The organism is Endozoicomonas sp. ALD068, from assembly GCF_049310145.1.
Classification (GTDB): Bacteria; Pseudomonadota; Gammaproteobacteria; order Pseudomonadales; family Endozoicomonadaceae; genus Endozoicomonas_A.
Genome location: NZ_JBLYNU010000004.1, coordinates 2916475 through 2929948, shown reverse-complemented (window position 1 = coordinate 2929948; position 13474 = coordinate 2916475). Strand labels below are relative to the sequence as shown.

Annotated in this window: 3 protein-coding genes; all 3 read right to left on the bottom strand. The window is 51.4% G+C overall.

Annotation, left to right across the window (positions count from 1 at the left end; genetic code table 11):
• Positions 1–4 precede the first annotated feature (4 nt).
• Positions 5–1414, bottom strand: a complete 1410-nt coding sequence (locus ACO6V5_RS09650; RefSeq protein ID WP_422133263.1) for an HlyD family type I secretion periplasmic adaptor subunit — start codon at positions 1412–1414, stop codon at positions 5–7.
• Positions 1407–3536 (bottom strand): type I secretion system permease/ATPase, encoded by a 2130-nt coding sequence (locus ACO6V5_RS09645; protein WP_422133264.1) that lies wholly within the window; start codon positions 3534–3536, stop codon positions 1407–1409. Before ACO6V5_RS09645 ends, ACO6V5_RS09650 begins: the two co-directional genes overlap by 8 nt.
• 367 nt (positions 3537–3903) lie before the next feature.
• Entirely contained in the window at positions 3904–12792 is an 8889-nt protein-coding gene (locus tag ACO6V5_RS09640; protein ID WP_422492104.1) for a hypothetical protein, read from the bottom strand.
• Between the last annotated feature and the right edge of the window lie 682 nt (positions 12793–13474).

Genomic DNA, 13474 nt, shown 5'->3' with positions numbered 1-13474 from the left:
TGACCTACATGGTTTCTCGGAAGGTTTCTTTCTGATAACGCAGCAGGGGTGACAGGAAGTATTCCAGTAAACGACGCTGGCTAACAATAACGTCAGCGGTGACTATCATCCCAGGCTGTAATCTGATCCTGAGATTTTCCACCTGAAACCAGTCTTTTTCCAGATCAATATAGATTTGGAAAACCCAGCCCTTTTGTTCATCGTTAATTGCGTCGCTGGATACTCTTCGGACATGACCGTCCAGATAGCCATAGCGGGTGTAGGGAAAGGTTTCGACTTTTACCTGTACTTTTTGCTCGGGCCTGACCCAGCGAATGTCTTTATTAAGAATGATGGCTTCAACGATCAGCAGCATATTGGTGGGCACAATCACCATAACAGGCTGGCCCGGCTGAACCACATCCCCGGAGGAGTGGGTCTGAATTTGCTGGACAATGCCATCGATGGGTGCGATTAATATCTGGTTTTTTTCTCGCTGGTTCGCCTTTTGCCCCGTCTTGTCTGCACGATCCAGTTGTTCGATCGCTCCCAGATACTCCTTAACATGGTTCGAGATAAAAGATTCACGCTTTTGTTGTCGTTCGGCCAATAAAGCCTGATATCGCGCTTCGTGTTCCTTATGGCGCAGCACCATGACTTTCAGTTGCTGAGTGGTGTCAATCTGTTTTTCCCGTCGTGTCAGCCAGTCCACTTCGGACATCATTTTTTTCTGATAGAGGCCTTGGGTAATGGTGGCCAGCTTGTCATGAATAGGGTGTAGAAGCCGAAGACGTTCAATTTCTTCGGTATCAACCAGCAGGGTCGTAGACAACTCATCAATGGTTTTTGCTATAGCTTTATCCGCCGAAAGAAAAGCATCCAGCTCACTGGTCAGGTTGCTGTTTTCTGTCGACCATCGCTGTTCGTCAGGGGGGACCTCAAAAACCAGCTGTGCAAGGGCTGCTTCCTGTTCCAGATTAACGGAAACCGGCTGGTTAAGGTCCGGGGTGTTGACCATCCTGAGCAGGGTTTTTTCTCTAAGGGCAGACAACTGGGCACTGGTAATTTCACGGGCGGTTTGCAGGGTATTATTTTCTGAGTCAGTGGGGTTGGGGATCAGTTCAATAAGTTTGTCACCCTTTTTGACCCGACTACCCTCATCGACAAAAATGGTGCTGACTCTGGCCACCTGTATGGGACTGATTTTTTTTGAGTACCCGTCGGGGATAACACGCCCTTCCGCTTCTACGACGACATCAAGATTACCAAACCATGCCCAGACCAGAGCAATCACCAGTAACAGGCAGATACCGAGGGTTAAGACGTGCTTAAGGGGGGAAGCGGGGGTCTCCAGGATTTCTACCGCAGCGGGCAGGAACTCGTTTTCTTCTTTGGGACGAAAAGCAGAGAAGAGACGCTTGAGCTGTTTAATCATCTTGGTTACCTGACTGGATGTTCCACAATCTTGTGTAGTAACCGTTCATATCGATCAGGCTATGGTGGGTGCCGTCTTCGGTAATCCTGCCATCTTTCATGACAATAATCCGGTCACAATGTCGGATGGTTGAAAGTCGGTGGGCAATGGTGATCACCGTTCGGTCTTCGGAAATGGCGTCCATATTTTGTTGCAGCACATGTTCGGACTCGTAGTCCAGTGCTGAGGTTGCCTCATCGAAAATAAGAATTTTCGGATTGCTGGTCAGTGCCCTGGCAATGGCAATTCGTTGTCTCTGTCCACCGGACAGTCCTGTACCACGCTCACCCAGCTCGGTGTCGTAGCCCCGGGCCATACGGGTGATGAATTCATGGGCACCTGCCAGTTTGGCAGCACCAATCACAGCTTCCATAGGTAGCAGGGGGTCTGAATGGGCAATGTTCTCCCGGATGGTACCGTTGAACAGTGTGTTCTCCTGAAGCACAACGCTGATTTGCCGCCGCAACCAGGAGGGGTCAAGAAGCGCAATGTCGTTGTCGTCTATTAATACTTTCCCGGTGTTTGGCACATACAGACGCAGCAGCAGTTTTGCCAGGGTCGACTTACCGGAGCCGGACTCGCCAACAATGCCGATAGTTTGTCCGGCAGGAATTATCAGGGAGATGTCGCTCAGGGTATTCTGCAGTTCGCAGCTGTAGCTGAAATTGACCCGCTCCATCTGGATATGACCCTGCAATGCCTCTATGGGTGGTTTATCCAGACTCTGCTGTGGCTCCTGGGGGGTGTTCAGAACATCACCCAAGCGGGCAATGGATATCCGGAACTGCTGGAACTCCTGCCAGAGTTGGGAAAGCCTCAGGATCGGCTGGGCGACTTGACCTGAAAGCATATTGAAAGCAATCAGCTCACCAATGGTCAGTTGACCGCTAATGACCTCTTTGGCGCCAATCCACAACAGGGCTACGGTGACAATTTTGTTAATCAGCTCCACCAGGTTGCTGCCAACTGTGCCCAGTACGCTGCTGTTGAAGCTGGCTTTGGCATAACTCGACAGGTAACGCTCCCAGCGGGACTGCATTCTTGGTTCAACAGCAGTTGACTTCAGGGTTTCCATGCCGGTAACTGCTTCAGTCAGGAAGGCCTGATTGATGGCACTGCGCTCAAACAGTTCCTTGGCGCGATTGTGCAGGCTAGGGCTGATCAGTACGGAAAGCAGAACGTAAAAAGGGATGGAAGCCAATACGACCCAGGTGAGTGTGGATGAGTAGAAGTACATGGCGATAAACAAAACAATGGTGAAAAACAGATCCAGTATCAGAGTCATGGCATTGTTGGTAAGAAATGCCCGAATGTTCTCCAGCTCCCGAACCCGGGCCACCACCTGACCCACAGGCCGGGCACTGAAATAGGCAATGGGGATTTTCAACAGGTGCTCGAACAGTCGGCTGCCCAGCTCTACATCCACCCGGCAGCTGGTGTGGGAGAACAGATACATCCGCAAGGTGCTCAGCGCCACTTCAAACAGTGACATGGCCAGCAGGGCAATGGCAATAACATTCAGGGTGGATATGGCCTGGTGCACCAGCACTGTATCCATAACAACCTGAAAACAGATCGGGGTAATCAGGGCGAACAGTTGCAGGAAAAATGAGGCAAGAACCACTTCGCCCAATACCCGGCGGTATTTGATCACCACCGGAATAAACCAGCTGATGCCAAAGCGTTTCATGGTGTGGGCCAAATCAAACCGTCGGGTCATCCAAAGGGCGCTGCCATCCCAGCTTTTCCAGAGTTCTGCCAGTTTCAGAATACATGGCTGCTGACCAAAAAATTGCACCATCGCGGTCTGCTTATCTGTATCGATATTGGCAATGATAAAAAACTGGTGATCTTTTCCCTGGGCGATAAAGGGAAGAGGGGCTTTATGTAGGTTGTTTTTAATTCTGACCTTCCGGGCCTTCATGCCAAGGCGCCGGGATAACCTGACAAGTTCCCGTATGTCGATACTGACGTCTTTGCCGGATAACTCATGAATCAGCGAGTTGATGTCGACGTTTTTTTCATGGAATTTCAGCAGCAGAGCGAGTGCACTTGCTGCCGAGTGCGTGTTGGGTTGATCCATTGTGTACTGCCTGCAATGTTTTTTTGTGCAAACGAACTATGTGCAAACCAGCTTTGTGTAAACAAACAAAGCCTGAAAAAAAATTATTTTTAAGGTCATTTCTGTAGGTTAGTTCCCATCAAAAAACACAATCTATTGAAAACCTTGATTATTGAAACCTTGGAAATTGATCTTGCAAAATAAATAAAGCCCTTCTGCTTTTTTCAGCCATCACCCAATATCAATAAACATCAGGGAATGCTGAAACAGAGGGCTTCAAATGCGTAAAAAACGCAACACGCAGTGTAGTATGGAACTCCGCCATGTTCCTCACAGAATTTGCACACAAACTTCCGGACTATCGTAATGACTTGATCAGCCTGTTTACTCAACCCCGATTTATCAACGTCAAATTTAGCGGAGTCGTCAGGTTTTGTGTCATTCCCTGGCTTGCCGATGTAATAAACGACGGGCTCTCGCTACTGTGATTGCCTGATAGGGCACTGAGGTCCTGAACAAGTCGCTGGTAGTGCTGGTACAGTTCCGTATCATTCAGGCTTGTCCCTAATGGCCGCTCGCTCTCTGATTCAATGTCGCCTTTCTCACCTCCGGCCAGGCTGCACAGGTAATTCACCAGCCGTTGCCCTCTGCGAATGATTTTGTTCAGAAAGGTCACGGCTTCATTCTCTCCCCCGTCACTGTCGTCCATGGCTGACGTACTGTCATTTCTGTTGATCATAGCCATAGGGTTCAGGCTGACTTGTCCACCTTTAAAGTGCAGGCTGGCCAGCACGTCCGGTTTCACCAGTGCCAGTGTCTGGTTGTTGCGGGTATTGATGATCCTGAAGGTTTGGCTATCCAATGGCAGGGAGTGGTTGCTGTGGGTGAGGTTGCTCTGCGCCTGCGGGTTACACTGGCTGAACGCCACCTGTTCCGGGGTCAGGTCGGTAAAGAACAGTGCGGTGCTGTTATCACCCGACAAACGTCGTAAATCCGCCTTAGACCCGGACGACAGTAGAACATAATGCTTGCCACGGCTGTCGATTGTGCGGGCTGGCCTGCACGCCCGCAGGTCATAGACGTCATTGCCAACACCGCCGACCAGCGGGCGCGTCCAGTCGAGAATGGCCTGCCAAAGGCTGCTGTTGCCGGGCGTATCCAGCCTCCGGTTGTCACACTGGTCGCCCCGGTTTGCCAGCACTTCTGGCCGTGCTGCGATGTTGCCTGAGGTTCCCAGCAGCAGCAGGTCATGACCGCCCCATCCACGGAGTGACCACTGTCGGGCGTCGGCGCCAAGGTACAGAATATTACTGCGGCTATTGCCCCAGAGTCTCGCTGTCCTGTTACCGACGGCGGACGAGCTGATCACGGAGGGTAGAAACGGCCATGACTGGTAACCGCTGTCGGGTTTCGGCCCGCTCACCTGAACACTGCCCGGCTCCCAGCCCCACTGTCCTGTGACGGTAATAAACACCTGACGTCTGACGTATGTGGCGTTCAGGGGTTCCAGTGTCAGTTTAATCCCGTCCATCGCCTGGTAGGTGACGATTTTTACGGGTTGGTCCTGCTGGATGTACAGGGGGTTGCTGGCTGTGGCGTTGATGAATCGGAGGCGTTCCTTCCTGACGAGGCTGCTCACCGTGAGTGGCAGGACGACCCCCTGACCTGAGTCCGTCACCCGTGCTGCAAGGTCGGATAATGACAGCTCAAGGTCATTGAACACCAGCGTTGTGGGTTGCAGGAACTGGTCGTGCTGTCTGGCCCAGACCTGCTGAATCTCGATCTCGGCATCGCCGGTGGTAAACCGGTTGGACAGCACCAGGTTCTGACCCCGGCGCCAGGCAAGGAAGAGGAAGGCCGATACATTCAGTTCAATGCGGGTTTGTGCCCTGTCGTGCTTGGTGATGCTTTCTTCAGCCAGGCCGGGATGGATGAGGATTCGGGCAAAAAATGACAAGTCTGTCTCATCCAGTTTAATCACGTCGGACCCACCCTGGCCCTCCACCATGATCCCGAACCGCTGTCGGGTACCGTTCCGGACAAAGGCCACCTGATGCTCTTGCTCTTGGTAGTAAGTGTCCAGCCGCAACGTTTCCAGTTTGATCTTGTCGGCTCCGGGGGTTCCTGACAGCAGCAGACCCTCGGCCATCACAGCTACCCCATTAAAAGTACCCAGGGACTGGTAACCTCTGAGGTTAACCCGGTACAGCGTTTGCTGATCCTTACTATAAACGACCGTAGCTGCTGAATGACGGAACCAGTACCAGTGATGGTCTTTCATGATGGCCGAAGTTTGCCCAATCAGTTGCTGAACACTGTGCCCCTTGTCAGGCAGGCCGAACAACAGTCTCTGTTGTGCGGGAAATCGGCCCCGGTAATCTATCCAGGCTGTCTGGGTTGGGAGATAGCCAGGGCGCAGCCTGAGGTCGATCAGTCCGGTGTCGATCCGCTCTCGAATGTCTCGTGGCAGGGATCTCATGCCATGGTTGAAATCCTGCCGGGTCCTGAACATTCGGCTGTTGGAAGCTTTCCTGGGCCCCATCCGGCTGAGGTCGAGGGCCACCAGGGCCAGACGCTCCCGGTTGGCCAGGTATTGGGCCTGCTGCGTTTGGACCCGCCATGCCTGAGCACTGGCTTGCCACTGGTAACTGCCTCGCAATTGGGTGTCATAGGGCAGATAGGGCAGGGTGTAACTGCAGGGACCGGAGATCAGGGTGTTGAACTCGTTGGGCACCCCGGTCAGCGGAACGGCGGCAGCCTTGCCACAAAAGGGATGGCCTTTGGCGCCCTGGTCAGGCTGGGGGAAAAACTCGAAAGCCTCCTGTTTGCGGGTGTCTGAAAGGGCGAGCAGCTGGCCATCGTCGTTCACCATGACCTTAAACCGGTCTCGGGTGTTGGCCGCCAGCAGGGTATCATGGCCTGGGAAGTACCAGCAGTCCAACTGTCTGATCGCGCTTAGCAGGGGGTGGTCAGTCATCGGGGTGATCGGTCTCAGCGGCACCAGTCCCACCGTTGCCGAAAACTGCTTCCGGGCCTCTGCCACCAAGGTGCGCAACCGTTCCTTAAGCCCACCGATGAATGCCCGGGCACTGGCGGTGGTCCAGGCTGTGCCGGGGTGTCTCAGGGTTACTTTGGTGAAGACCTGGTTGACTATCTGGCCCAGGTTCAGGCTGTCCATCACCACGCCGGATTGGGGGGTGAACTGGCGCACACTCAGGGTCTCGTTCGACTTGGCGACAGTCTGCCCGGTGGCCTTGACTTCCCAGTGCTCAAAGGGTCCTGACTCCACTGACAGGTTTTCGCTGACCACCCGGGTGTTGTCCCAGGCTTGGTCTGGTATCCACAGCCGATAGCCACTGAGGGTATCAGCCAAAAGGCCGCCGGAGCGCGCCTGCACACGGGCAAAGATCCGGTTGTCGGCCATCTGTGCCGGGGACCGGCGCTCGCCCGCCGGGCGGATCACCTGGAAACCGGAGCTCAGGCGCTGGACGCTCTTGGTATTTTTGACGACAGTGGTTATGTAATACAGATTGCCGGAATGCTGGCTGAACAAAAGGTAGTAAACAGTCCGGCCCTGCACCACCTTGCGCACCGGCAGGTGCTCCTCGCGCAGTGTCTTCTGGACTGGCTCATTGATCTGCCGGAAGCGGCTGCCGTCGTCCTTATTGATCAGCAGGCCGCCATCCAACAGGCTGCTCAGGAAAGCAATATAGGTTCGGGTGGCACCGTCATAAAAGCCGGTCCCAAGTATACTTGGACTGTCGTATTTATTGACCATCCGCAAGGGAATCAGCTCCTCGTCAGATGTCGTTGTGTCGGGTGTCGCTGCAGGTGGGGTAGGAGGTACGCTGAGCTGCCCATCCAGTGTTTCTGCCGCAATAACCTGGTGAGCCAGCTGACCGGCCGGGCTGGCCGTCAACAGGTAATAATAGGGGGCATCAAACACCAGCAATTGTGACTCATCTTTGTTCGGCACTGTCTTTGATACGTGGTTACCAAACAAGGCGCCATGTTTGCTGACCTCAAGCTCATGGAAGTGGCTGATGTCCCGGTTCAGGACTCCGGTGGTCTGTAGTAACACCTGGCCGTTGGCGGAGTCAAAAAAATAGTAGCCAGTGTCCGGGCCTCCCTGGAGTGGTTCTACCTGGTCATCGGAGGGAGCAACGAGCGGGATTACCGTGCTGTGGTGGGTATCGTACCAGAGCCGGATCCGGTCTAACTGATCCCAGTCCGCTTCTGCCAGTCCCAGCTTGTCAGGGAAGCAGCGGTAAGGTTTTTTAAGATACTCATTGACCTGTCGGTCACAGTCCTGCTTATGTTGCAGCCAGGCCGGGTTCTGCTCGACTCGCGGGGGCGGATCAGCTTTCATGGGTAACGGGTCAATGGCACCGGCCATCGCCCACAGCTTCGGTTTTTTGGGCACAAACCCGGATGTGAGCCACTGTTCCGGCGCTACGGCCATACAGCGTGCGCGGATCCGGGGTGAGGCGTCGCAGTCTTTCAGCTCCAGCGGCAGGAAACGGCTGGCCCCGGTGTAGTTGATCATTATTCCTTCCAGCTTGATGGCCCTTAACGAACTGTGATTCAGTTCGCCAGTGTCGTACAAGCGATGAATCACTTTGCGGTCCGGCAGCCACTCAAACTGGGTGTTGGGATCCTGAGCTATCACTCTATAGGGGGCGTCTGGCGTCGGGTTAGGAAACTGGAAGCGGGTCTCACCCAGTGTGAGGGTCCAGGTTTGGTTGTCAGTCGGCCCGGATGAACAGCGTTCCACCCCTCCACCCCATCCGTTAATGCAGGCATAGGGGAGCCGCCCGTCGTAGTTCAACACCCAGGTAGAGGTCTGCCCCCGGGGGTGAACGCGGATGAGGTGGTTACCGTTGGACATCAGGACGTAGGTCTTGCCGGCCCCTTCAGCAGGACTATACAGGTCATAACCCAGCAGTCTGGAAAATTCGTCTGAGACCTGACGAAAAACGACGAGGTGATTGTGGCTATCGAGATACAGACTGCTGGTTGACGGACGGAACTTCAAACCGTCGGTACTGGTGAGCATCTGGCCAAGGTATTTATGGTCGTAGCTGAAATGGTCGGACCTGACATAAGTGGAGCCACGCCGCTCAAGCTCGGTATACCGGATGTCTTTCACTATTTTGTGGTAAAGCCATTTCAGCTTGCTGTCGCTGACGGCATCCAGAAGCTTCAAACCGGGGGAGCTGCTGTCCAGCGCACTCCTTGAAAGGATATTTTCTAAGGGGGTGTAGCGGAGCTTGACCTTCCACGGGGGTACGGAAGGCATTAAGATGATCATTTTACCGGTCATCTGCCGCAGGTTGTGGAATACCCCGTCTGAGCATTGATACCCGGTTAAACGCGACTCCGTCCTGCATAATGTCGTCAGGGCATCGTTGATCAGGTTAAAGGTGTCAGGAGAGTATTCGATCCGGTTAATGTCGCTGGCGCAGTATGGTTTGAAATAGTTAAGTATAACGGATTCGTCCTTACATGGTTTCCAGTCGTCTTTTTTTCCGGCGATTAAGGTTGTCTGGAATGAATAGCCGCCACCGTAGGTCAGGGTCTGTTTCGCCAGGTTGATGGACTGGATGTTCAAGGTCAGGAGATTTTTGCCATCCCCGCTCATCAACGCATTGAGGGTCTGGTTGTTGGCCAGGAAGCTTTCGGGGTCTAGTTGGGCGTGAATCAGGTCAAAGATCTGTGTAGTCTTGGCCGGAGCGTCCCGCAATCCTTTAGAGGCCAGCTCCTCTAACTGTTCCTTATAATAGCCATTAAAAACTTCCCTGACATGGTGCATGAAACTGTCAATGAAGACCCCGTACCGCCCGGTAAACTCAGAAGTGGTGGAATTTGCCGTATCCACCGACTCGAAGATCACCCTGGATTTCATGAGTTTGTTGACTTCCGGGTCCTGTTCCTTCTCGTACTCATTGACGGTCAGGTTGAGACTGGCTAAGGGCACTCCGCTACCCAGCAAGGGCATAAAACGACCAGCTTTTTTCAGACCTCCAGCGGAGGTTTTTTTCCCTTTGACTCGGAACCCTTGATGATCTGGCCCCTGGAGAAAGCTGCGGAAGCGTTCAAAGGCTCCGGACGTAAACCGGATGTTTTTTCGGGCCTGTGTATCGGGTTCCAAAAAGTCCATGCGCCAGCCCCGGCCACGCCTGTGGAGGGTATCCAGTCGGGGGACCATGCTGTCGGGGAGTGAGTGCCCGGCTTTAACGTCCCTCAGGGCGGTGTCGAACTCCAGCAGACGCTGCCTGAATTCGCCCCGCTCACTGGCCACACCTGAGAGACTGTCTTCAGTCCGGGGTTGCACCGGAACCGAAGGGTGGCCGGGCGGCAAATAGTGGGGGGAGATTTTTGCATCCGATGGCCGGGGCGACATCAGCACAGTCGTTTCGCCAGGGAGCAGCCGGTACTCCGGTTGCCGGGTGGCCGGGGAGCGTAGCACAAGGGTTTCAATCGCCGGGCGGTCCTTTGGCATCAGGCGCTCGATATCCTTCACCAGTCGTTTGAAGACATGGGCACTACGACTTCTGGGCTCGATAATCAGTTCGCCCACCAGGGGTTTGCCGTCGGTGGGCGAACGGGTCATAAAGGTTTTCAGGGCGTTCAGGGCCTTGATTCCGCGAGGCTGGCTGCTGCTGGCAAGATCACCGACGGTCAGGGTGGCGATGCGGCAGTCTGGGGTAAATTCGACCAGTGTCGTCAAAGCATGAGCGATGAGTCGAGCTGGTCGACCGAGGACAGTAACTTGGTTGCCCTCTCCTCCGGCGATGGCCGACTGAACCCGGCCAGCGGGTGTGAGCAGTACATAACTGGCAGAGGGGGTGGCTTTCAGCAACAGGGGCTGGCCACTCAGCGTCCCTTTCTTGATTTGCCTTTGGGCGAAATCAAACGAGGCGTCGTCCAGGGCAATGACAGAGTGAATGCCCCGTGTGTGAGCTAATGCGTCCTTGCCTTCCAGGCGACGAAACCGGGTGAAAAAATCCTGCAGCCAGCGCTCACCTTCGTTGGAGGTTTTCAGCAGGGCGATATCCGTTTTGTCGTTGTCGTCGCCAAGATAGAGTTGGGTATCGGAGCCGGAAAGTAAACGGAGGGCATTTGCCAGTTCTTTACGCCGGGTGACACAGCTGTTGGTATCGGCTGATCTTCGAGGCCTGTTACAAGGCCCCGGTAGCTCGACTGTGAGAAAATCGATGTTGTCGAAATCATTTTTGTATCTCCCGTTAAGTCTGGCAGCACCTTCTACTGTTAAAGGATCGACAGTGTGAATATCGTATGATTTTGCCTGTATCCGTCTTTTAAGGGTTTCGAAGGCCTTGACCTTCGCTTCTTCACTCTTGAATTTGTCCATTTCCCGCTCAAGCAGGTCGACTTCGTGAGCCTCGGGAAAACGTCTTTTGTAGCGTGCAAGCCATTCACTGTACGAGGAAGAATGCTCAGCCAGGTAGAGTGAGTCTGATAAACGATCAGTTTTTCTGTGATCCGGATTGACGAAAGCAACTTTTTTATTGCCATTATTTTCCCATAATCCATGAGAGATTGCGGCTTGGAAATTAAATTGTAATTTATAATCTCGAGCATCTTTTCTGGGATCGTTAAAGTCATCTCCCATCTCGTTATAGTGCTCACCTTCGAGTCTTTGAGAGGAAGAATGACCTTCGGGGTTGGCACCGATAAATGGAATTTTGTCTAAGGCTTTGATCGAATCTTCTTCTAAATTAACAAAAGACTCATCCTGGCTTAAGACATCAACAATCTTGCCTGTGGCTATGGTACCGGTGCACTCGCCTTCGGGTCTGGCATAAGTCAACTGACTTTCGGGGTCAATGGAGGCCAACCCGAACCTGGCTTTATATTTAATGGTATCGTCGTCGTTCAGGGTAAAAACAATACGGTTGAGTTCAGGATAGGGCGTATCTCTCGAGGTTGACGGCTTATCAGGATCACGACCAGTGGTTTGCTGAGGAGCGCCTGCTGACATCGGCTCTCGAACCGCAACAGCTGAATGTGCACGGATACTCTCTTTGGCCAACTCCCTCAAAACTTCAGGGACAACATAATCTTTCTGTCTAATATCCAGTAAACCTTCAGAGCCCGGAATGTCTTGCGCAGAGTTGTCAAACAAGAACGTTATGTTTTGTACGGTGGTATGCCTGGGGATCACCATTCGCAGGACTGTTGATAGCTTTTCCACCAAGTATCTGGTGTAGAGAGGAGAAATTGCATTCAACTTGGTATCAAAGAAGTGAAGGTTTCCAGTAATGATGACTTTAGTGTCTTCGCCAATATTTGTGATCCGAGCACCTTTTATTGTTTCAAGTTTTTTTCTTTCCGTTGAATCGACATTAACAGCGTTGAACAAAACGCTGCTGTCTTCAGTGCGGTAGTTATCATAAACTTTACGACACTTTTTTAAAGAATCGATCATGTCGATCTGATTATCAGAAACATGAATCATTATTAGTTTTTCGTACGGCTTCTGCCGTACTATTACTGACTGGACAATATCCGGGGTATAGGGTTTTCTGTTATAGAAGGGATTGTTTGCTGAGAAGTCATCAGTTAGCTTGATTGTCGGTTTTATTTTTGTTTGGTAATTTTTTAATCTTTCAAAGGCCTGATAACCTAATTGGGCGATAAGCTGATAGTCATCCTTCCCGGGATCATATAAAAGGTTAGTTGCCATGATTGCAACTTTATTGATGTCATCGCTGGAGACACTGATTTTTTTTTCTCTATAGAATTGATTCAAATACTCCTTTATCTTTGCTGTGAGTTCTTTTGTGTTTATTTTTGATTTTTTTAAACCTTCTACAGTGTTATGAATAAAACAGAGTTCATCGAGTTGTAGTATGATTACCGGGTTTTTTGTGCGAGATGTCACCATTATTGGTTTGAGTGAGTCATAAAGAGATCCATGGATAATGTTGTCTTCAAAATTTACTTCTTTGCTAAAAAATAATTTATTACTGGTGTGGTCCGTTAGTTCGTATTCCTCAAGTTTATTGAATACATCCCCAATATTGCTTTGTTTTATGATGCTTTTGATTAGAGTGAATGCCTTTTTTGGCAGGTCTTTGTCGTATGTTTCAAAATAAGGGTCAGGGTCTGAAATAGTTCCATCTGCAAACATTTTTTCTAAAAGAGCACGTATCACAGCCCTTTCGATCTGCTTTTCCCTCCCATCACCTGCTGCCATCCCCGATATAGGGTTGAGCAAATTGCTACTTTTTTGAAAGAGTTTAGGATCCATTTTTGGTAGTAGTCCTTTATCAATATATGTTCCCCCAAGCTTGAAGTGATGATGCAGTCCTATAAATCTTTCGGTTATTAAAGTGTTGTCAAAGCCTAAAGTGTACCTGATAAATTTATCGGTCGGTCCGTCAAAATTATCCAGGCTTCTATGGATGAGAGCCTTACTGATAGATCTTTCAATTTGATCTAATATATGGTTGGTTTTATTCCATTGGGTGAGAAATTCCTTCTTTACACCATCTGAAAAAACAGAATGCATTATATCCAAATTATTTATGTCACGGTTTTCACCGAAAAAGCTATCAATTTTATCCCAGATGCTGCGTTTCAACTGAGCAATACCTCTGGGGTAATCTTTTTCAATAGCTTCTGCTTTTATCTCAGATAACAGCAACGAATATAGAATTTTTTGGTATATCAAACGTTGAGGGGCCCATACATGGAGGGTATGGTGCGGGTTCACCCTTGCCCATATTGTTAGAATACTAAGCTCCCAACCTTTAACAGGACCGACAATACTGAAATGAATATTCTTGGATATTAGCATGATGACACCTGATAGATTAACCCGTACGGTTCCCCGAACGGGTGTGATGCCTGACTTTTCAACGGTGTGATCAGAGAGCTCTAAATGCGCAAAAACCGCATCCTGCAGTGTAGTACGGAACTCCACCATGCTC